The following is a 22,318-nucleotide window of genomic DNA, read 5'->3' as shown; positions in this document are numbered from 1 at the left end:
AACCCTAGATGGGCTATAAACCCATGCCGGTTTTCAAGACCGGTGCATTCGACCACTCTGCCATCTCTCCGCACGGCCTGAATAATAGGGAAAGCGCAGAGGTTTGTGAAGCTTTATTTTAAATTAATTGTTTAAGTGATTAAAAAACAACTAATTTGTTTAAAGTTAAAGCAAAAGTGGCCTGTATTAATTGTAATTGAACTTTTATTTAAATATTTCACTCTATTGAACTACAAAGGTTTGCCCAAACATATAAGAGTTGTTAATCTAATTTTAGTTAAATTATCGGAACTACTCAGTTTCAACCACAGGAGCTCTACAATGGCGTTTAATCAATCGTACAATACCGCTAAACCGGTAATGTCTACCATTGAAACAAACAAGGTGCTTAAAAACACCTACCTATTACTTGCTATGACACTCGCATTTAGCGCTGTTACAGCGGGTATTTCAATGGCACTACAGTTACCATACTTTATGGGATTAGTGTTCACACTTGTCTCGTTCGGCTTATTATTTGTAGTAAATAAAAAAGCAGAAACTGCATCTGGTGTATTTTGGGTATTTGCTTTTACCGGCTTAATGGGCGCAGGCCTTGGCCCAATGCTTAACCACTATGCAGAAATGCCTAATGGCCCTATGCTAATTATGCAAGCGCTGGGCTCTACCGCGCTGATATTTTTTGGTTTATCGGCTTATGCACTTAACACTAAAAAAGACTTCTCATTTATGGGTGGCTTTTTAACGGTTGGTTTAATCGTAGTTATTGTGGCAAGCATTGTTAATATTTTCATCGGTAGTTCACTGATGTTTATGGTACTTAATGCTGCTGTAGTATTAATTATGTCTGGTTTAATTTTATTTGATACCAGCCGTATTATTAACGGTGGCGAAACAAATTATATTCGCGCAACTGTGTCACTTTACCTAAGTGTATATAACTTATTTACTTCATTACTTGCTCTGCTTGGCGCAAATAATGACTAATTAAAAAGTTCTGTTAAAATAGCCCCTTAATTGGGGCTTTTTTTTGGAATAATTTTGTCGCGTTTCGTCTTGTCTTTACATACTCCACCCTCTGATCACGATACTACGCAGCGTTTAGTTAAATTTGCGCACGCTTGCTTAGCGCAAGGACACACCATAGACGCTATATTTTTATATCAGCAAGGGGTTTATCATGCTTCAAACCACTTTGATCTTCCCACTGATGAGCTACAAATTCCGATGTTGTGGCAGCAATTAGCAGATCAAAAAATTAATTTAATGTTATGTGTAACCGCCGCTGAAAAACGTGGTTTAGACATTAAACACACCAATGTGTTTAATGTTGCTGGGCTTGCTGAATTTGCCATGCTTGCTAGTGATGCCGACAAATGGATACAGTTTAAATGATTAACGTACTCGTAATGAGCCAATGCAGTCCTTTTGATGACTTGCATATTCGCGACGCCCTAGACATGACCCTCATATTTGCAGCTGTCGATCAGAATATCAGTTGGCTATTTAGTGGCCCAGCTGTACTGGCACTAAAAAAGCAACAACAACCAAATATGCTTGGTATAAAAGATTTTTTTAAAAACATTAAAACATTGGAAATTTATGACGTTGAAAATATTTACGTCTGCGAAAAGTCACTACTCGATTATGGCTTAAACAAAAATGATTTATTGTTAGATGTGCAAGCACTAAACTTTGATCAGCAAAAAGCGCTAATTAAAACCCAGCAACATGTGGTGAACCTATGAGTAACCTACAAACTAATGCTTTGAGCACCTTACATATATTTTCTAAACCACTTAGCTACTACAGCGCCAATCGATTAGAAAACCTAATTCAAGCAACTGATATTGTACTTCTGGTTGGTGATGCCTGTTATGCAGCAAAGCAGTATCGACAATTTGCCGAATCATTGTTTATTTTAGCGCCTGATGCGAGTGCTCGCGCTATAAAGCTAAATAATAACGATAAAGTAATTAGCTATGACGAATTTGTAACCCTTAGCTTATCAACCAATCAATCTATTACCTGGTAACTTATGCTTGAAATTAACAACCAACAGCTTGAAACAGACAAACAAGGTTATTTACTTGACCATACTTTATGGTCAAAAGAATTAGCGCCCATTATTGCACAGCAAGAAAACATTAGTTTAACTGAGCAGCATTGGGAAGTTATTAACTTTGTTCGCAACTTTTACCTAGAATACAACACCAGCCCCGCTATTAGAATGCTGGTAAAAGCCATGGCTAAAGCACTCGGTGAAGATAAAGGTAATAGCCTATATTTATATAAATTATTTCCTAAAGGCCCGGCAAAACAAGCGACTAAAATTGCCGGCTTACCAAAACCTGCCAGGTGCATATAATGAATAATAAGTCAGCTAATAAGCAAGAGTACACAGCTAAACCCAAACGTAATACTGGCAGAACCTATTCTCGCAGCACGCTAAAAAGCGTTGCTTCAAAAAGAGAAATAAAACCAGCAATAGCTTCACAAGATATAAAAATAGTCTTATTTAATAAGCCTTTCGACGTTTTGTGCCAATTTACTGATGATGCCAACAGAAAAACCCTTGCTGAATTTATTCCTATAAAAGAAGTTTACGCTGCAGGCAGACTCGACAGAGACAGTGAAGGTTTATTACTGCTCACCAATTGCGGTAAATTACAAAACACCCTAACCGCACCGGGTAAAAAAACCAGTAAAACTTATTGGGTTCAGGTAGAAGGTGAGCCGAGCTCAGAGTCAATTGCTGCACTATGCACAGGCGTAGAATTAAAAGATGGCCTTACATTACCCGCTAAAGTGAGTATCATCAGTGAACCAACGCTGTGGGCGCGAAACCCGCCAGTAAGAGAGCGAAAACTAATACCTACAACTTGGCTCAGCATAACAATAAGTGAAGGGCGTAACCGCCAAGTTAGACGCATGACAGCACATATTGGCCACCCTACTTTGCGCTTAATTCGCTATAGTATTGGTAAATATACCCTAGATGGTATTAATAACGGCGAGTATGAAGTACGCGAAGGTAACCGTGCATAAGCCGTATGCAACCGTGGTGGCAATTGTAAAAAACGAAATCCTGGCACAAGCCGCAAGCAGAGAGTTATTAGAGGAAACTGGCTTAGCACTGTACCCAGAAGAATTTTTAGGCTTTTAAAACTTACATGCTACAAATGGGACTTATAATTTTTCTTTTTTTACAGCCGACAACTGTATTACAATCCCAATACCGCTTGAGCCCGATATTACCTCTGCCGGTTAGTATAGCTTTTAGAAAATTAAAACAATGCATCTACGCAGTTCTCTTGTTTTAAAGTGTATAAACGACAGCCTAACACGACGATTAATTAACATACTGAACTAAGCGCAATACAATTCCGCCCTTGATCTTTTGCATAATAAAGGGCGCTATCGGCTGCTTTAATAAAATCTACATAATCATTACATACATGCTCATCTATCGTGTTTATTCCCATACTTAACGACAACAAACCAGTAAAACTGTCTTCATGAATTATAGCTAATTTTTCAATCGCTTTTTGAATTTGTTCAGCCACAAAGAGCGCTCCTTGTTTATCTGTTTGGGGTAGTAATACTACAAACTCTTCGCCCCCATAACGGGCAACAAAATCTTCTGGGCGACTCACTGTATCGGCAAGTTTCTGTGCAACAGCGTATAAGCATTCATCACCCGCTAAATGACCGTAACGATCATTAAATTGTTTAAAGTTATCAATATCAATTAAAATAATAGATAGCTGACCACTAAGGTTATTTACTCGCTCAAATTCATCGGCTAACTTTTCATCAAAACGACGCCTGTTAGCTATTTTAGTTAACGAGTCTAAAAAGGCCATATCACGCAAAATATCTTGGGCTTTTATACGCTCCGTTGCGTCGTTAAAAACAGCAATAAACTCATTACCAATGCTTATACCTGAAATTTGCATTGTTACTTGCTCACCATTTTTACATACTATTTGGTAGTCATTTGCTTGGATGTCGTTATTTTTTTTTTCGGCTTGAGCGATCGAATGCTCCCACAAGGTTTGTGCTGACTGCCTATAGTTTAAATCTGGGTACGCATTTACCCACCAAATGTCCAAATTGGGGACATCTTCTATGCTGTAACCAAAAACATCAATAAATCGCTGATTAACTTTTAAAATATCACCTGTGTCACTACACACATTACATATAGGCATAGGTAAAATAGTAAATAACTTTGCATAATGGCTCAACTCATGTTTTCGCATTGGATGATGGGTACTATTGGTTATATAGTTTTGTTGTGTATCACTGTACTCATTTGCTAGTTTAGCATTCATAATGGCGACAAAGTGCCATTCAAGCCACCATTTTTCTAAGCGTGTTAATATCGCTTTTTGTGCTTGATTATTTAAACTAAGCGATTGCTCTGTAAGCCTAAATAGCTCAGATATAGGATGTGGATCTTGATATGAATAAGGTGGTGTAACTTTAATTATTTGATTAAAAAGGTAGTAAGCCGATTTTTTTAAATCGGTTGATGTACTGGCAAGCAAATCTTTAAAATCAACGTCGTTTGATGCACTGATAATAAAAGATTTAATCCTGTCGACATGTGACGCATAATTCATATATTCATTCCTTTGACTATATTTATAATAATTGTAATTACTATGTAATATTAAACCTTGGCAAATACACAATAACTAACAATGTAAATATAGCACTAAGCTACTACTCAAAGCTATAAGCCATAATACTCTTAAAACTTAACATACTTTTTTATATAATTTACTTTCGTTTTACCTTACGTTCTAACTGCTAAATAAGTTTAGTCTAAATAAAAAATAATCACAAAAGCGCTGCATTACGGCTAAGCCTCTTTAAGCGCTGCTTAAATACATGCTATAATCGCGGCCTTTCCAAGATGTTATTAATAACAGTAATCTGTATAAGCGAAATTATTCATGAGCGAAAATAGTCACATTAAAGTCATCGTAGGTATGTCCGGCGGTGTTGATTCTTCTGTATCTGCATATTTGTTAAAGCAACAAGGCTATCAGGTAGAAGGCCTGTTTATGAAGAACTGGGAAGAAGACGACAATGATGAATATTGCGCCGCAGCTGATGATTTAAAAGACGCGCAAGCAGTTTGCGATAAACTCGGTATTGAACTGCATACAGTTAACTTTGCCGCTGAGTATTGGGATAACGTATTTGAGTACTTTTTAGCTGAATACAAAGCAGGTCGTACACCTAACCCAGATATAATGTGCAATAAAGAAATTAAATTTAAAGCCTTTTTAGAATTTGCGGCCCAAGCATTAGGCGCCGACTTTATTGCCACCGGTCACTATGTACGCCGCGAACTACGCGATGACAAATACGTTATGTGCCGCGGGTTAGATGATAATAAAGATCAAAGCTACTTTTTATACACGCTTAGCCACGAACATATTGGCCAAACATTATTCCCTGTTGGCGATATTGCTAAGCCAGAAGTACGCCGCATAGCTGAAGAGCAAGACCTAATTACTCACGATAAAAAAGACAGCACAGGTATATGTTTTATTGGTGAGCGCAAATTTAAAGACTTTTTACAAAAGTTTTTACCTGCCCAACCTGGTGTTATCGAAGACACTGATGGTAACAATGTAGGCGAGCACGAAGGATTAATGTATCACACCCTAGGTCAACGCAAAGGCTTGCTAATTGGTGGTATGAAAGAAGGCTCAGGAGAGCCATGGTATGTAGTAGATAAAGACCTTGAGCGAAATGTACTTATTGTTGGCCAAGGTAAAGATCACCCTCGCCTATACAGTAATGGCCTTAATGCTAACCAATTGCACTGGGTTGACCGTATTGGCCCTAAAGGCACTACTCGCTGCACAGTTAAAACCCGTTACCGCCAAGAAGACTTAAGCTGTACGCTACTTGTAGGCGAAGACGGCATGGCACGCGTATTATTCGACGAGCCACAAAAAGCCGTTACTCCAGGTCAATCTGCCGTATTTTATGCAGAAGATGTGTGTTTAGGTGGTGGTATTATTGATTCGGTGATCAAATAATGAATCAACACCAAGTCATGGCGCTTGCCGCCATGTGCCAAGTTGCTAAACAAGTTCAAAAAGTTGCTCAGTACGGCAATAATAATGAACACGATTTAGAAATACTACTTTCGAGTATTATTCAAACCTCGCCGGCATCGCCAGAGGATGTATACCAAGGCACAGATAACCTACGCGATGGCTACAAAACATTATTGGCACAGCTAAGTGCTGGCGCGCAAAAAGATGTTGAAATTGTAAAATACGTCGGTGGTTTAATGCAGCTAGAACGTGCCTTGAGTGCAAACGACAAAAGCTTAAACGAATTAGGTAAACGTATTGATGACATTCATCGACGTTTAGATCATTTTGCTATAACCGACGAGAGCGTTGTCGCCGGTTTAGCGGATATATACTCAACGGTGCTAAGCCCCCTTGGGCACCGTATACAGGTTTATGGTAAACCTGAGTTACTAAAGCAGCAGCTCACTCAAAATAAAATCCGCGCATTATTATTAGCCGGTATTAGAAGTGCAGTTTTATGGCGACAAATGGGCGGTAAACGCCGTCACTTTTTCTTTGCAAAAAGAAAAATAATCGCCATTGCTAAAGCAAAAATTTAATTATCGTTCAAACTAAAATTTAGGAGTTATTATGGAGCTTTCAGCGTTAACGGCTATCTCTCCAGTGGATGGTCGCTACGGCAGCAAAACCACTGAACTACGCAGTATTTTCAGCGAATTTGGCCTAATCAAATACCGCGTAACCGTTGAAGTGCGTTGGTTGCAAGCGTTAGCTGCAGCGAGCGATATTAAAGAAGTCCCTGCATTTAGCGAACAAGCTAATGCATTACTAAACGCCATTGTTGATAACTTCAGCGAAGCTGATGCACAGCGCGTTAAAGATATTGAACGCACAACAAATCACGACGTTAAAGCGGTTGAATACCTTCTAAAAGAAAAAGTAGCCGATAACGCAGAACTACATGCAATTAACGAATTTATTCATTTTGCATGTACCTCTGAAGACATTAACAACCTATCTCATGGTTTAATGCTAACTGAAGCACGCAATAATGTATTACTACCATATTGCGATCAGTTACTTAGCGCAATTAAAGAAAAAGCGATTGAGTACAAAACAATCCCTATGATGACACGTACGCACGGACAACCTGCTACACCGTCTACTATGGGTAAAGAGTTTGCTAACGTTTACATGCGCTTAAAACGTCAACGCGACCAAATTGCACAAGTAGAAATGCTAGGTAAAGTTAACGGTGCTGTAGGTAACTACAACGCTCACCTTAGTGCATACCCAGATTACGATTGGCACACACATGCAGACAAATTTGTATCAAGCCTAGGTTTAACTCTAAACCCGTTTACTACACAAATTGAACCGCATGACTACATTGCTGAGCTTTTTGATGCTATTGCCCGTTTTAACACAATACTGCTCGATTTTGATCGTGACATGTGGGGTTACATTGCCCTTAATCACTTTAAGCAAAAAACCATTGCTGGCGAAATTGGCTCATCAACAATGCCACATAAAGTTAACCCTATTGATTTTGAAAACTCAGAAGGTAACTTAGGTTTAGCAAATGCTATTTTTTCTCACCTTGCACAAAAGCTGCCTGTTTCTCGCTGGCAACGTGATCTTACCGACTCAACGGTATTACGTAACTTAGGTGTAGGTATGGGTTATGCACTTATTGCATACCAATCAACACTTAAAGGTGTAAGTAAGCTTGAAGTAAACGAGCAACGTTTATTAGAAGAGCTTGATCAAAACTGGGAATTGCTAGCAGAGCCAATTCAAACAGTTATGCGTAAGTACGGTATCGAAAAGCCATACGAAAAGCTTAAAGACTTAACCCGTGGCAAACGTGTAAACCAAGAAATAATGGCAGACTTCATCGATGGTTTAGACCTTCCTGAACACGCTAAAGTAGAAATGAAAAAACTAACACCTGCTAATTATATTGGCCGCGCTGTTGAGTTTATTGATGATTTAGTTTAATAACTAAACTAAAATCAATGAAAAAGCGAAAGGTCTCCTTTCGCTTTTTTTGTTTTAATACCACTTGCACTAATTTGTAGGGCCACTGTATGTATCAATTAAAAATAAATGACTTATCAGAGCAAGAGTTTTTAACTCAGTTCTGGCAAAAAAAACCACTCTTAATTAAACAAGGTTTTAGTAATTTTCAGGACCCGCTTGATGCGAATGAACTTGCAGGCCTTGCAATGGAAGACAGCATAGAGTCGCGTATTGTTACTAATCATAATAATGAATGGCAATCGCACCAAGGGCCGTTTGAAGACTTTGAACAGCTTACAGAGCAACACTCTACTTTATTAGTACAAGCGGTTGATCATTGGCATAACGATGCAGCACAGCTGCTAGAGCCGTTTCGATTTATCCCAAACTGGCGCATAGATGATTTAATGATCAGCTATTCAACGCCTGGCGGTGGTGTTGGCCCGCATTTAGATCAATACGATGTATTTATTATTCAAGGTGAAGGCAAACGCCATTGGCGAGTAGGCCTGCCAGATCCTAGCCTTAAACAATTCACCCAAAATAAAACATTATTGCAAGTAGAAGCGTTTACTGCGGTTATTGATTGTATTTTAGAACCCGGCGATATTTTATATATTCCACCAGGTTGCCCGCACGAAGGTTATGCCGTAGAAAACGCCCTTAATTATTCGGTGGGTTTTAGAGCGCCAAATCAACAAGATTTACTCTCTAGCTTTGCCGATCATATTATTGATACCGAAAGCGGACAAAAACGTTACACCGACCACAACCTTACATTAAGAGAGTCTAAGGGCGAGCTGAGCGATACTGAGGTTGATAAAGTAAAAGTGCTAATGCAGGCATTACTAAACGACCACACCTTATTTAAACAATGGCTTGGCACAACTTTAAGCCAACCAAAGCACGATATGGACTTAATGCCTGTTGAGCAACCGTTTAATGCGGCGCAAATAGCCGATGCAATAAACAGTGACGACATAAGCTTTGAACGCCTAGGTGGAACGCGTGCTATATATCAGCAAACAGCTGATGAATTATTAGTAAGTGTTAACGGAGAAAACTACTCTGTACCAAATAGTGACTTGAATGCTGTTAAGTTACTTACTGATTTTACAGGCTTTAATGCGCAACAGCTAAAAAACACGGCCCCAAGTCTAGTTTTTATTGAAATATTCACTACACTAATTAATGAGGGTATTTGGTTCAATTAGAGGTGTATTATGGACTACCGGGTAGAACAGGTCGATTGGCACAGCCAAAAAGCGCTACTGCAGCAAATAAGAGAGCGTGTATTTGTTTATGAGTTACATATTCCTAAACATATTGAATTTGACAACCTAGACCCACTTGCCCAACATATTCTTGTCACCTGTATTACCAACGACACACAGTCTCCTGTAGCCACAGGCAGGCTGTGTAGCGATGGCCTTATAGGCCGTATAGCTGTATTACCCCCCCACCGCAATCGCAATGTTTACAAATCCCTACTTAACTTTATTGTTGCACTTGCTGCAGAGCAAAATATTGAAGTACTGAGTATTAACTGCATTTTAGAAGAAGTTGAATTATTTAAACAAAATGGCTTTAGCCAACAAGGCAATGTATTCATGGAGGCTGGCATTGCAAAGCTACGAATGCAATGCCCTGTTACCAGCTTTGAAACTCGTCCATTTACGTTAACGCATTAAAAAGCGAGCTACAATAAACAAAGTAGCTCGCTTTTTTAATTTGTTATACAAACATATTAAACTTATTTAGGCTCGTTAGCCCACAGTTGTTCATTTTCGTGCATTTCGTATAAACCATGGGCACGATTGATCAGTAAATTGGCAAAATCAACCTTGGTTTTATCACTCGCCCCTGTTTGCATTATTTGATCAGCTTTTAACTGCCATTGCAGTGAAAAATAACGTATTGCATCGCGAGCATCTTTTGCAGCACTCACTTCAGCATGATCAGTTGGTAAACGACCGGTAATTACCCAATAGTTTTTACCGTTTTGCGCCTTAAATTTCCATAGAGCACAAAATGGGGCTAAAAAACGACTGTCTTTTTCAATCAACGTTTTAGGCATAATGCCTTTTTCAGCTAAATGCTTTTGTGCGTTTTGAAAGCATTCACGCTGCCATAATATATTTTGCTGCTCTACTTGAGCTTGTTCTTGTGCTGTTAACGGTTTTTTTTCTTGTTGTGTCATTATTAATAACCTTTTACTTCTTTTTTAACACTTTAAGGGCTTAACAAATAAGGTGCAAGTACAAAAATAGTATTTTTTAGCCTCAAACCCGCTGTTTGCCTGGTTTTTAGCCAAATTTATAAGCTTTACTTAACTATTTTAATATTATGATCGAATGAGCCCACATCCCCCGGAAATACCACCGGCGACTCAATCCCTTCTTTATTAATGGCTGCAACACCAAAATAGTAATTATCAATTACTACATTGTTAAGTGTAGCTTGAGTAACCTTACCCACGGTTTTACTAAACTGCCATTGTGGCTCGCTGGTATAACGCCAATAAATACGATAACCGGTTATATTATTGTCTTTAGATGCCTGCCACGACAAACGCGTATTAGCCGTTACCGCACCCGCGATTTTCACGTCTTTAGGAGGGGCTGGTGCCCACGCCATCGACGCTAAACTTACAGCATTAAGTGCGGTTAATTTGGCCGCATAGTCAAAATCAACGCCTTTGATCGTATCGCCATATTCAATGCCGTTTTCAATGCGTAAGTCTTGATGCTGGCGATCGTAATGCTCGTTTGTTTCCATAATGCGCACTGCAGCAAAGCCCGCGTCATTAAAAGGTCTATGGTGCCCACCTCTACCAAATCGGTCTAACCGATAAACTAACATAGTATTTAAATTAGCAATGTATCTGTCGGCAATGGTATCTATGTAACGCGCCAAGTTACGACTAGCTGAGTCAACCTCGCCCCCCGTAAAGCGCCGCGTTCGTGCTTGCTCTTTAGTTTCTATTACGCGCGTACCTTCAGAAAATATCCGCGCTGTGGTGTTATCGGTTACGCCATTAACCCCGGTAATATTGCCTATCATGTCGTTGTTTAGTACTGCGTGTACTTGCCAGTCGTGTTTTTGCGCATAAGCGGTTAAAATTTTACCACCAAATAAACCCTGCTCCTCGCCCGACAGCGCCGCGTACACCACAGAGCCATTAAATTTATGTTTACTCAATACACGCGCCGCCTCTATTACGCCCGCCACACCAGAGGCGTTATCGTTAGCCCCCGGCGAGTCGCTAGTAAAATCCATCACATCGCTTACGCGTGAGTCTATATCGCCCGACATTATTACCATACGGTTAGGCTCGCTTATACCGCGCTGAATAGCGACAATATTAACCACTTCGGTTGCATCAGGAATTCGTTTTTCGCCCGATATAGTGTCTTTTACTTCAATAATCTCTAGGCATCCGCCGCATTGTGCTGATATTTTTTCGAACTCTTGTTTTATCCAGCGCCTTGCTGCACCAATGCCACGGGTTTCCGATTTAGTGTCTGATAATGTATGGCGCGTACCAAAATCCACCAGCGTTTGAATATCGCCACCAATACGCTGCGCTGAAATATCACCGGCTATAGCATGCAATTTTTGTTGATCAGTGTATTTAATCTCGCCCGCTGCCAATGCTTGCGAAGTTAAACCCACAAAACAAGCAGCTGTAAGGGTACTCACGCTAAGTAATCTTGTTGTTATTTTAAAAGGTGTTTTAAGCATTTATAGCTCCTTATTTTTATTATAATCACCATTACGCAAGTAAGCTTATTGCGCAATACTTTTGCGGTAGGCACCACAAAAAAGTAAGCTAGAGTACAGGTTAAAGGTTTAATTAAGCCAAATAATTAGCAACTACAATATTTAACCTGAACTCTGGTTAAGAGATTTACTAACGTATTGAATCATAGTTATATTTAATTTTATTTCTCTAGCCAGAGATTTTCAGTGAAAATAAGGCGAATTTACGCGTCAATAGCTGGCCTATTGCAAGTAAATTCAACGCAGTTAGCGCTGAAAATAGCTGCTTGAGATAGGTTTATTATCCGGAACTCAGGTTATTTAGTAATATAGTTATTTTATTTATGCCACACTAGGGTTTTTATTTATTAAAAACTTTATGCGCCAATTAAAAAACGATACCAAGCTCAGTAATCAAATCTATCATGCCGACAGTAAGTTTGGTCCGGTACGCGTTTATCAAAATGAAGATTATAGATGGCTCACTTTTAATAACGATCCGCTGCTAGGCGTTACTCTTCAAGGAGTAATGAGCAAAGCCCGGCCTGAACTATTATGTGTACCAATATATCAAAGCATGTTGTTATTTTTATTAGCCCCGGTTAGTGAGCTACGTATTTTAAATTTGGGCTTAGGCACTGCAGCAATAGAGCGCGCACTTAAACACATTGAATCTAGCCGCCGTAATTTAATTGATACGTTTGAAAGTGTAGAAATAAACCCTGATGTTATAAGTATCGCTAAGCAATTTTTTAAATTACCCAGTGATCATACTGTGCACTTGCAATGTGCTCAGCAATTTATTAGTCAATGCACTCAACAATACGACCTAATTTACATAGATATATTTAGTGGCGAGCACCACCAAACGTTTATTCAAAGCGAGTCGTTTTGGCACGCCATTAACCACTGCATTAATAAAAGCGGCCAGGCAATCATTAACCTAAATCCTAAAACAGGGCAAGAATTACAAACTACTTTAGTACTGTTACGCCATTACTTTAACTGTATTGCACTTATAGAGTTTTATGAATACAAAAACATTGTTCTTATACTAAGTAACCTGTCGTTAAAGCATATAACGGTAGAGGCAATACAAGCCTCAACAGTAATGCAAAGCATAGCGCCAAACTTGCATAGCAATATAAATACTATTTACCATATAGAAGCAAAATAAAACTTAATGGGGCTGTTCAATAACGGCTGATAATAGCAATCTTAGTATTGTTTTAATGCTTACTAATATTAATTATACCTTAGAGTATGAGTAATTAAGCCTCTACTAAGCTGCATTTAAAAACACAAAAATGCTATGATAGCTGCAATTACTTGCCATTTAAGCTATTAAAATGTATCGACTATTTGAGCGCATCACTAAGCCGTTCCCACAAGATAAGCCAACGCAGCCACCTAATACGCTGCTTGCGTTTTGCCTTCATTACACCAAAGGCATGGGGCTGTCGCTAGCACTACTCTCGTTAAGTGCCGCCTTGCTCGCTATTTTAGAAGTATCGCTATTTAGCTATATGGGGCAACTAGTTGATTGGCTGGCAATTTATACACCACAAACACTCTTTGTAGAGCAGCAGTCCGAGCTGACAAAAATGGCCCTTATGCTCCTTGTGGTGCTGCCTGTAGTGGTGTTTTTTCATTCTGCAATTTTGCACCAGGCATTACTGGGCAATTACCCTATGTCGATTCGCTGGTTAGCACATAGATATTTATTGCGCCAAAGTGTTAGTTTTTATCAAAATGAATTTGCCGGACGCATCGCCACCAAGGTATTACAAACCTCTCTGGCTGTACGCGAAGCTGTAACAAAACTACTCGATGTATTAATGTACATAATCGTTTATTTTGGCTCTATGTTGTTTTTAGTAGCCGAGGCCGATTGGCGCTTAATGTTACCCTTACTTATTTGGCTTGTTTTGTATATTTGCATTCAACTTTACTTTGTACCGCGTCTTAAAAAAGTGGCTACCTCACAAGCCGATGCCCGCTCAGAAATGACCGGCCGCATTGTCGACAGCTACACTAATATTGCTACCATTAAACTATTTTCGTACACCCAACGCGAAGAAGAATACGCAAAACAAAGTATGGATGTTTTTTTACAGCCGGTGTACAAGCAAATGCGCTTAGTTACCAGCCTCAACTTTGTTATTCAAACTTTAAATTACTTATTAGTGTTTTCGGTCACTGCGGTATCACTTTACTTGTGGTCGCTAAGTGCCATTAGCGCAGGAGCAATTGCCGTTGCGGTAAGTTTAGCCCTTAGATTAAACGGTATGGCGCAGTGGATCATGTGGGAAATAAGCAGCTTATTTGAAAATATTGGCACCGTAGCCGATGGCATGCAAACCCTCTCTAACCCAATTGCAGTAGCCGATAAACCCAATGCCAGCACTCTTAACGTTAGCCAAGGTGCAATTGAATTTAACAATGTGCACTTTAACTACGGCAAAGCAGCGAGTGAAACGCTGCGTGGCCCAGTTATTAACGGTTTAAACTTAAATATTAAAGCCGGTGAAAAAATTGGCTTAGTGGGTCGCTCTGGCGCGGGTAAATCAACGCTAGTTAATTTACTACTACGCTTTTACGACACCGACTCTGGCAGTATAAAAATTGACGGCCAAAACATTACCGATGTGAGCCAAGAAAGCTTACGCCGTTACATTGCCATGGTAACTCAAGACACTTCCCTGCTGCACCGCTCAGTAAAAGACAACATTTTATACGGCAGACCAGATGCCACTGAAGCCGAAATGATCGATGCCACCAAGCAAGCTAAAGCGCTAGAGTTTGTAACCGACTTAGTTGATAGCAAAGGTAATAAAGGCTTTGACGCGCAAGTAGGCGAACGTGGCGTTACCTTATCGGGTGGGCAGCGCCAACGTATTGCTATTGCGCGCGTACTGCTTAAAAACGCCCCTATTCTCATACTCGACGAAGCCACCAGCGCGCTTGATTCAGAAGTAGAAGCCGCTATTCAAGCAAGTCTTGATGATTTAATGACAGATAAAACAGTAATTGCTATTGCTCACAGGCTATCAACCATAGCGCAAATGGACAGGCTTATCGTACTTGATAACGGCGGTGTTGTTGAGCAAGGCACACATGATGAGTTAATAGCTAAGAATGGGATTTACGCTGCACTTTGGGCACATCAAACAGGTGGGTTTATTGGCGTTGAATAGTTTTTTTAAGTATTAACAACAAACTTAAAATATTAAACCATAACGAAAAATGCGTTATGGTTTAATATTGTTTTATTACGTGCTAGCTCGCTTTACTTTTTTCTATGGTGTGAGTAGCCGATAATTCTAAAAAGTATTCTAATGAATCATCAAGTACATCTAACCACGGCACAGGAAGCTCAGGTGCCAAGGTATTTGTTAAAGTAGAGCGATACGCTTTTTCTCTAAAACACATAATGTCTTGTTGTTTATCTTTTTGCCATTCTTTGAGAATATCTGCCTGTTTTTCAACTGCAAATTCAGGGTAATCTGTGGCATTAGTTAAATCACGAATATACGCTGCTTGATAATCAATAGAGCCTTCAACATTCGTTACTTCATCGTACTTAGCTAACCAATTTTTTTCATCTTCTTGTCGTGCTGCTAATGCTGGTATTTTTATTTTGTCTAAAATTTCGTCGCGTACATACCATGCTTGCGCATCAAACATATTAAAAGTGAAGTACTGATCTTGCATGCCTAAATAAACTAACTTAGGGTTTGGCTGCCAAAAAACACCCTTATACAAGTTTGCCGGATACAAACAGTTATGTGTTTGTAAACGTAGTTCGTCAGGTAAAAATGGAAAATGAAATAAATACCCAGTACACATAATCACAGCATCAAAGCGCTTACTAGTGCCATCTATAAAATGCGCAACGTCCCCTTCAAAGTGGGTCACAAGTGGCATTTCTGCAATGCCGTCTGGCCAATTATAGCCAAGTGCTTTAGTACGGTAGCTTATAGTTACCGATTTAGCGCCATACTTATAACACTGCGTACCTATATCTTCGGCAGAATAGCTACTGCCTATAAGTAAAACTTCTGAATCTTTAAATTCTAGTGCGTCTCTAAAGTCATGAGCATGTAATACTCGACCAGAATACTCTTCTAGCCCTTCAAAATAAGGCATGTTTGGAGTAGAGAAATGACCTGTAGCAACAATAACATAATCAAACTCATTCACTTCCTGCTCGCCGGTTTTATGGTTCATAACCGTTACAGTAAACATTTGTGTTTCGTCGTCAAATGTAACCCAACGAACCGGGCACTCAAAGCGAATGTATTTACGAATATCTTGCTTGTTAATACGCCCCATTATGTAGTCTTTAAGCACTTCACGAGGGGGATACGAAGGAATAGGTCTACCAAAATGTTCTTCAAAAGAATAATCAGCAAATTCTAAGCATTCTTTTGGTCCGTTAGACCAAAGATAACGATACATACTGCCATGTACCGGCTCACCATTTCTGTCTAGCCCAGTGCGCCATGTATAGTTCCACATGCCACCAATATCATTTTGTTTTTCGTAACAAACAACTTCCGGTAAATTCTCAATACCGGCTAAACGAGCTGCTTCAAATGCACGTAATTGTGCCAAACCGCTTGGACCTGCGCCCAAAATAGCAATTTTTTTCATTATAAAAGTCGACTCCTAATAGCTAATACGAGCCTTACTATAACATTTTTTCATGCAAATTATTTGCCACAATAAAAATAAATCCTTTTTTATAACATTTACCTTTAAAAAAACATAAAATAAATCAATATTTTATTAACTAGCCGTCTATTATCACCGTAACTTATTTGGCTTAAAAAATTTAATCAGTAAGCACTCAGCCATTAGTTTATAACGGCTTAAATTTAAGTAATAAAAAAAGCGAAGATGCTGTTTATGCTCCTTCGCTTTTACTACCATTTAATACTTAAATTAAAGCTTTATAGTATTGTTACTGTGATAAAAAATAGCTTATAGGCGTTTGCTGGTATCTTTAAAATAATGATGCGTTAAGCCATAAGTGCAGTATTATGCTGGCCCCGTAACCTAACGCAATCACAGGCGTCCACTTTAGGTGACCAAAAAAAGTATAGTAGCCGCGTGCTTGCCCCATTAATGCCACTCCCGCAGCCGAGCCAATCGAGAGTAAACTACCGCCTACCCCCGCAGTTAAAGTGATCAGCAACCATTGCCCATGCGACATTTCAGGATCCATAGATAACACCGCAAACATAACCGGTATATTATCGATCACTGCAGAAATCACCCCAAGAAAAACATTTGCCGTTGTAGTAGACCAATTGCCGTATAGCATCTCAGACATAAAGTTTAAATAACCTAAAAACCCTAAGCCACCCACGCACATAACAATACCGTAAAAAAATAATAACGTGTCCCACTCTGCCCGTTGCACTCTACTAAATACGTCAAATGGTACAACACTGCCTAGTTTAGCTAATCGTTCTTGATCGCCCAACTGCTCTGCATGGGCTCTTTTACGAGCCAGTGATCCTGGTAAAGTCATTCTTAAAAAATAACCAAAAAACTGTAAATAGCCTAGCCCCATCATCATACCTAATACTGGTGGCAGGTTTAAAAAGCTATGGCAAGCAACGGCAGTGGCTATGGTAAGTAAAAACAACACTAATATTCGCACTGCGCCGCGTTTTAGCTCAACCGCTTCGTATTGTGCGGTTGGGTGCTTATCGGCGACATAAAAGCTCATAATGGCTGCGGGCACTAAGTAATTAACTAAAGCAGGTAAAAACAGCACTAAAAACTCGTTAAAATGCACCAATCCAGCTTGCCACACCATTAGCGTGGTTATGTCACCAAAGGGGCTAAATGCGCCGCCCGCATTAGCCGCAATAACAATATTAATACAGCTGATGTTTATAAATGGCTTATCACCTTCGGCAACTTTCATTACCACTGCACACATTAATAACGCGGTGGTAAGGTTGTCGGCAATCGGAGAGATAAAAAATGCTAAAAAACCGGTTATCCAAAATAAATTTTTATAGTTAAAGCCTTTACGGATCATCCAAGCGCGCAATGCATCAAATACTCCTCTTTCTTCTAGCGCATTTATGTAGGTCATAGCGACTAGTAAAAAGAGCATAAGCTCAGCAAACTCAAGTAAATTATGCCTAAATGCAGTTTCGGTAAGTTCAGTAATATCATGGCTAACGTAATAGGCACCTATTAATATCCAAATTAATCCTGCTGCAACCAATACTGGTTTCGACTTTCTTAAATGTAGCTTTTCCTCGAGCATAACCACGGTATAAGCAATTAAAAATATACCAATACACAACCAACCAATACTCGATGATGTTAAATCTAACTGCCCTTGCGCAGCCCAAACTGGCGAGCAAAAAAACAACATAGCAATACATACTATGTTGAACCCCCGTAGCAAACTCTTCATTTTACATTTCCTGTTTTAATTACATAAATCAGCTGGCTTTAATTACAATAAAGCAATTTATCTGCTTTATTGATACGCATTTTGGTGAGTATTTATTGGTTATTATTTTTTCACCACAATAAAATAGCACAGCATTACCAAGTGGCTATTGTACTGAGGTCTATATATGCATAGATGGTTGCTATATTGTAAATAGAGTGTGTGAATGGTGGTTGTGCAAGCTTTAATATTTACAGGTTAATTAATTAAAATTCAATTGGTTATATTTTTTATTTAGTGCTGCGAAAGTAGTTTACAAAAAAATCGAAGTTGCTATGTAAGCAACTTCGCTCTTGGTTAATTGTTGTTTGTTATTTAATTTGTATTAGGCAATTAACCTTAAACCTACCATTACTAGCATCACAACATTGGCAAGTACGCCAATTAAAAAGAAGTAGCTACGTGGGCTAGGATTTTTATTAGTAGCAATTGCGTAGTACAGCACCATATGAATTAATCGCGCAATAACGTATATCCATACACATAGTGCAAATATTGGGCTTTGATAATTTATTACAAAAGCAAACAACACTGTTCCTATAAATAACGCACTATTTTCAAGGGTATTGTGAAAAGTACGGTGTGCTCTAAATATAAAACTATCGTGAGATAAGTCGTCACTTATTTTACCCGGCACTGCATTAGGCTGTTTTGCTTTGCTAAAAGTTGCTACCGCCCACTGTACAAGCAACATAATTAAATACAGGTAAAACGCCAAATACGCCGAAAGTGCAATATTAGTCATAGTTAATTTCCTTGTTTTTATTAAAGATTATCAATTTTTAGATGTTTAACATTAATAACAGGCAAGTTTTAGGCCGAGTTTAATTATTTGATAGTTATACAAATAGTTAAAGCTATCGTTTAAACTCAGTAATTTATTCCGACGTTTTTACATAAAAGCACTTAATACTTAAATTAAAAACCGTAAAAGTAATATTGTTAAACAAATATTATTAGCAATATTAATCATTAAAATTATAGCCTACGACCTCAAAGTTAAAGTAACTATAACCACCCCATGGTCGGTACTTAAATCGTCTCGCTCAAATACTGGGTTAATTAAATGCCGATCGTAAGTGTTATAGTCACTTACTTCAAAAAAGCTATCATGGTAGCTGGCATCAAATTCACTAGACAATAAAATATAGTCAAGCACTGAACTGCTCGCGCCATAATAATGGGTTGGCGTGCGTGGAGTTGCTGGCTTAGCCACATTATTTGTATCACCTTGCTCAATTACAACACTCACTATATCGCCATCAACACGCAAGTCGTCTGTTGGTGCTTGTGGCTCAGCACTTGCCAATTGCGACTTTGTAAATAAGTCCCATGCATCATTTAAACAATATTTAGCAAGGTAAGTTTTAGCGTCAAAAGCAGGTGCAAAACGCAGTGTATTAGTAAGCATGTGGCTTAACACACCATCAGCTATGCTGTTATTAAAGTCGCCCATTAAAATCATAGGCTGCTGCGTAGCTTCGCGGCGCGCAATCATTTGTATCATTAATAATGTGGCTTCGCTGCCGCGTTGAATAGTTGATCCCCAGCCACCCGCTACATTCGCTTTTAAAATCTCAATTATGTTCTTTTCGGGCGAAAGTGCTTTATTGTGCTCATCAACCTCAATCATTGGGCGTTTAGATTTAAAATGCACCACATAACAATCTGTATTACCTATGTGCGGCAAAGTTACTGTGGCTCTTAATACCTTGCGGCTAAATGTAAAATCAGCACTAAGCCCAAGGGTAGCTACAAGTTCATTATCGTGCTGCACCGCAGCCACTTCAACAATAGGATATTTTGCGGCAATTGCCACTACGGGGCGTTTATAAATAAAGTCGTCAATCACCTCGGGCGTATCTACCACTGCAAAGTGCTCATAACCTTGCCCACGTACTAATTCTTGTAACGACTCAATACTAAACACTTCCTGAAAACCAATCACATCAGGTGCGTGCTCTGTTAAATAATCAATAACCCACTGCTGCTTTTTAGCCCACTGTTGCGCGGTATAAATTTTCTCAAACTCATAGTATGCATTGGGTGGCTCAAGGTAATTAAACAAGTTAAATGTGGCTATTTTTAGTTGAGTGTTTTTTATCAAAAGAGGTTCCACTGCTGTACATTTTAAAATAACAAACATCGCTGAGTTATTAGCCCTAATGCTTGCTTAAATGAATACGTAAAAGTATGTAATAGCAGTATACCCTATTGCTTATCGTTTTTAAGGCTTTAGGGGGGTGTTCAAAACCTGTGCTATTTAAGTAAACTTGTAAAAATAAGATCATACATGGCAAATCAATTCAATTTCATACATCAAACAATAGCATTACAAATTTAGCTGCTTACGTATTCGTACGCTTTGTTTTTACCCTTGAGTATCGCTACGCGCTATTAAAACCAAAAACCCCCTCATTTTTTACAAATATCTCCAAAAAGCACAGTGCCTATTTTATTACTGCTTTATTATGCTTATATGCAATGAGGTTGCAGTAACAACCTTTAAAACTACGCATTGAATAATTCTCAACTTACTATTTTAGCCCTTTATTTAGGCTATACTGCCCTTTCCATTACCTACAAACGCTATGTATTATGAACTACTCAAACTTTGGCACTAAATTTACACAACCCAACGGCATTACTCAGTTAATGGAAGACTTAGGCAGTGCTAAAAGCAGTAACAATCCTAATATTGTTATGCTGGGTGGCGGTAACCCTGCATTAGTACCACAAGTAAATGAGGTTTTTTTAAGTGAGTTACAAAAGCTCGTTGCCAGTAATAAAGTATCGCAAGTATTTGGCCTTTACGACGGCCCAACCGGTAACGACGAGTTTAGAGCTGCATTAGCAAGCCAACTAAGTAAAGAATATGCATGGGATATAAGTGCCAATAACGTAGCACTTGGTAATGGCAGCCAAGCTAACTTTTTTGTGCTGTTTAATATGTTTGCAGGCGAAATGCCTGATGGCAGCCATAAAAAGATTTTATTTCCCCTCGCGCCAGAATACGTAGGTTATGCCGACCAAGGTTTATCGGACGATATGTTTGTTGCCATAAAGCCCGATATCGAAATTTTAAATACCGGTAGCACATCTAAACAATTTAAATACGTTATTGATTTTAAAGCGGTTGAAAAAATATTAGCAAACGACAGCAGTATCAGTGCGCTGTGCGTATCGCGCCCTACCAATCCAACCGGTAATGTAATAACCGATGATGAAGTAAAACACCTTGATTTACTCGCTAAGCAATACAACATTCCACTCATTATAGATAACGCATATGGCGATCCATTCCCGGGCTGTATTTACACCGACGCAAACCTAACCTGGAACTCAAACATAATTTTATGTATGTCGCTTTCAAAGCTTGGCTTACCGGGTTTACGCAGCGGTATTGTGGTTGCAAACAATGAAATTATTAAAGCAATTGGCCGCGTAAATGGCAGCATGGTTTTATCGCCAAATAGTATAGGCCCAAGCTTAGTTACCCGTTTAATTAACGACGACGAACTACTGCCGCTGTGTCGTAATGTTGTGTTGCCTTTTTATCGTAATAAAGCACAAATAGCGATTGAACTGTTTGATGAAATATTTGCCGATATGAGTGTTTACTTGCATAAAGTTGAAGGCGCATTTTTTATGTGGCTGTGGTTTAAAGATGCAAAAATAACAAGCGAAACACTATACCAAAAGCTTAAAGAGCAAGATGTGTATGTAATTCCTGGACACAACTTTTTTATTGGCATTGACGATAGCTGGGCGCACAAGCACGAGTGTATTCGCATTAACTATGCAACCGATGAAGCAACACTACGCAAAGGTTTACAAACCATAAAGTATTTAATGGCGTAAATTAATGCTTATGCTATCTACGCTTTGGCTATAACGTAACATCCACTATAACGGCACGCTATTGAGCAAGTGTTGCCTTTATCCCTTATTTACCTCTGTAATACTGTACTCTTTTTGTGCA

At 39.0% G+C, this 22,318-nt stretch carries 22 protein-coding genes; 15 read left to right on the top strand and 7 right to left on the bottom strand.

Annotation, left to right across the window (positions count from 1 at the left end):
• The first annotated feature begins 321 nt into the window (after window positions 1-321).
• The 7 genes from AAEZ18_RS13200 to AAEZ18_RS13170 are packed head-to-tail and all read left to right on the top strand — an operon-like array spanning window position 322 to window position 3,166.
• The gene (locus AAEZ18_RS13200) at window positions 322-987 is read left to right on the top strand and encodes a Bax inhibitor-1/YccA family protein (protein WP_041454448.1); all 666 of its coding nucleotides are present in this window, start codon (window positions 322-324) and stop codon (window positions 985-987) included.
• Between the two features lie 54 nt (window positions 988-1,041).
• Window positions 1,042-1,395 (top strand): sulfurtransferase complex subunit TusD, encoded by a 354-nt coding sequence (gene tusD, locus AAEZ18_RS13195; protein WP_011328362.1) that lies wholly within the window; start codon window positions 1,042-1,044, stop codon window positions 1,393-1,395.
• Window positions 1,392-1,748: a sulfurtransferase complex subunit TusC gene (gene tusC, locus AAEZ18_RS13190; protein WP_041454449.1), complete on the top strand. Its 357-nt coding sequence runs from the start codon at window positions 1,392-1,394 to the stop codon at window positions 1,746-1,748. The genes tusD and tusC overlap by 4 nt, the downstream gene beginning before the upstream one ends.
• A 20-nt stretch (window positions 1,749-1,768) precedes the next feature.
• A complete protein-coding gene (tusB, locus tag AAEZ18_RS13185) occupies window positions 1,769-2,035 on the top strand; it encodes a sulfurtransferase complex subunit TusB (RefSeq protein WP_041454715.1) in 267 nt (88 codons plus the stop codon).
• A 3-nt stretch (window positions 2,036-2,038) separates the two neighbouring features.
• Window positions 2,039-2,368, top strand: a complete 330-nt coding sequence (locus AAEZ18_RS13180) for a TusE/DsrC/DsvC family sulfur relay protein (protein ID WP_011328365.1) — start codon at window positions 2,039-2,041, stop codon at window positions 2,366-2,368.
• Window positions 2,368-3,048, top strand: a complete 681-nt coding sequence (locus AAEZ18_RS13175) for a pseudouridine synthase (protein ID WP_350545871.1) — start codon at window positions 2,368-2,370, stop codon at window positions 3,046-3,048. Before AAEZ18_RS13180 ends, AAEZ18_RS13175 begins: the two co-directional genes overlap by 1 nt.
• A complete protein-coding gene (locus AAEZ18_RS13170) occupies window positions 3,020-3,166 on the top strand; it encodes an NUDIX hydrolase (protein WP_350545873.1) in 147 nt (48 codons plus the stop codon). The genes AAEZ18_RS13175 and AAEZ18_RS13170 overlap by 29 nt, the downstream gene beginning before the upstream one ends.
• A 190-nt stretch (window positions 3,167-3,356) precedes the next feature.
• Here the strand turns inward: AAEZ18_RS13170 and AAEZ18_RS13165 are convergent, their stop codons facing one another.
• On the bottom strand, window positions 3,357-4,628 hold the full coding sequence (locus tag AAEZ18_RS13165) for a GGDEF domain-containing protein (RefSeq protein WP_350545876.1): 1,272 nt from the start codon (window positions 4,626-4,628) through the stop codon (window positions 3,357-3,359).
• 336 nt (window positions 4,629-4,964) lie between these two features.
• Between AAEZ18_RS13165 and mnmA the strand changes: the two genes are divergently transcribed.
• From mnmA to AAEZ18_RS13140, 5 genes are all read left to right on the top strand, one after another.
• The gene (mnmA, locus tag AAEZ18_RS13160) at window positions 4,965-6,065 is read left to right on the top strand and encodes a tRNA 2-thiouridine(34) synthase MnmA (RefSeq protein ID WP_011328368.1); all 1,101 of its coding nucleotides are present in this window, start codon (window positions 4,965-4,967) and stop codon (window positions 6,063-6,065) included.
• The gene (hflD, locus tag AAEZ18_RS13155; protein ID WP_011328369.1) at window positions 6,065-6,667 is read left to right on the top strand and encodes a high frequency lysogenization protein HflD; all 603 of its coding nucleotides are present in this window, start codon (window positions 6,065-6,067) and stop codon (window positions 6,665-6,667) included. The genes mnmA and hflD overlap by 1 nt, the downstream gene beginning before the upstream one ends.
• Window positions 6,668-6,698: 31 nt before the next feature.
• Window positions 6,699-8,069, top strand: a complete 1,371-nt coding sequence (purB, locus tag AAEZ18_RS13150; RefSeq protein ID WP_011328370.1) for an adenylosuccinate lyase — start codon at window positions 6,699-6,701, stop codon at window positions 8,067-8,069.
• Between the two features lie 89 nt (window positions 8,070-8,158).
• Entirely contained in the window at window positions 8,159-9,304 is a 1,146-nt protein-coding gene (locus AAEZ18_RS13145; protein ID WP_011328371.1) for a cupin domain-containing protein, read from the top strand.
• A gap of 9 nt (window positions 9,305-9,313) precedes the next feature.
• On the top strand, window positions 9,314-9,781 hold the full coding sequence (locus tag AAEZ18_RS13140; RefSeq protein WP_339683034.1) for a GNAT family N-acetyltransferase: 468 nt from the start codon (window positions 9,314-9,316) through the stop codon (window positions 9,779-9,781).
• Window positions 9,782-9,843: 62 nt separating this feature from the next.
• Here AAEZ18_RS13140 and AAEZ18_RS13135 read toward each other — a convergent pair whose 3' ends face one another.
• A complete protein-coding gene (locus tag AAEZ18_RS13135; RefSeq protein ID WP_011328373.1) occupies window positions 9,844-10,290 on the bottom strand; it encodes a DUF4826 family protein in 447 nt (148 codons plus the stop codon).
• A 125-nt stretch (window positions 10,291-10,415) separates the two neighbouring features.
• Complete coding sequence (locus AAEZ18_RS13130; protein ID WP_350594965.1) at window positions 10,416-11,834, bottom strand: M28 family metallopeptidase; 1,419 nt, start codon at window positions 11,832-11,834, stop codon at window positions 10,416-10,418.
• 397 nt (window positions 11,835-12,231) lie between these two features.
• Here AAEZ18_RS13130 and AAEZ18_RS13125 point away from each other — a divergent pair, with 397 nt between their 5' ends.
• Both AAEZ18_RS13125 and AAEZ18_RS13120 read left to right on the top strand, forming a co-directional pair.
• Entirely contained in the window at window positions 12,232-13,029 is a 798-nt protein-coding gene (locus AAEZ18_RS13125) for a spermidine synthase (protein WP_350594963.1), read from the top strand.
• Between the two features lie 172 nt (window positions 13,030-13,201).
• Window positions 13,202-15,049: an ABC transporter ATP-binding protein gene (locus tag AAEZ18_RS13120; RefSeq protein ID WP_350594961.1), complete on the top strand. Its 1,848-nt coding sequence runs from the start codon at window positions 13,202-13,204 to the stop codon at window positions 15,047-15,049.
• An 82-nt stretch (window positions 15,050-15,131) separates the two neighbouring features.
• On the opposite strand, the gene AAEZ18_RS13115 is transcribed toward AAEZ18_RS13120, so the two are convergent.
• From AAEZ18_RS13115 to AAEZ18_RS13100, 4 genes are all read right to left on the bottom strand, one after another.
• On the bottom strand, window positions 15,132-16,508 hold the full coding sequence (locus tag AAEZ18_RS13115; protein ID WP_179807001.1) for a trimethylamine monooxygenase: 1,377 nt from the start codon (window positions 16,506-16,508) through the stop codon (window positions 15,132-15,134).
• A 352-nt stretch (window positions 16,509-16,860) separates the two neighbouring features.
• Window positions 16,861-18,297, bottom strand: coding sequence for a sodium:proton antiporter NhaD (gene nhaD, locus AAEZ18_RS13110; protein WP_179807000.1), 1,437 nt, complete (start codon window positions 18,295-18,297; stop codon window positions 16,861-16,863).
• Between the two features lie 364 nt (window positions 18,298-18,661).
• The gene (locus AAEZ18_RS13105; protein WP_011328379.1) at window positions 18,662-19,081 is read right to left on the bottom strand and encodes an MAPEG family protein; all 420 of its coding nucleotides are present in this window, start codon (window positions 19,079-19,081) and stop codon (window positions 18,662-18,664) included.
• Window positions 19,082-19,321: 240 nt separating this feature from the next.
• Complete coding sequence (locus tag AAEZ18_RS13100; RefSeq protein ID WP_193038635.1) at window positions 19,322-20,404, bottom strand: endonuclease/exonuclease/phosphatase family protein; 1,083 nt, start codon at window positions 20,402-20,404, stop codon at window positions 19,322-19,324.
• A 530-nt stretch (window positions 20,405-20,934) separates the two neighbouring features.
• Here AAEZ18_RS13100 and AAEZ18_RS13095 point away from each other — a divergent pair.
• Window positions 20,935-22,197: a valine--pyruvate transaminase gene (locus tag AAEZ18_RS13095; RefSeq protein WP_011328381.1), complete on the top strand. Its 1,263-nt coding sequence runs from the start codon at window positions 20,935-20,937 to the stop codon at window positions 22,195-22,197.
• Window positions 22,198-22,318 lie beyond the last annotated feature (121 nt).

It is taken from the genome of Pseudoalteromonas sp. 19-MNA-CIBAN-0066, from assembly GCF_040308705.1.
In the GTDB taxonomy this organism is placed as follows: Bacteria; Pseudomonadota; Gammaproteobacteria; order Enterobacterales; family Alteromonadaceae; genus Pseudoalteromonas; species Pseudoalteromonas nigrifaciens.
The sequence above is the reverse complement of the archived record's forward strand: the minus strand, read 5'-3'. Positions and strand labels throughout refer to the sequence as shown.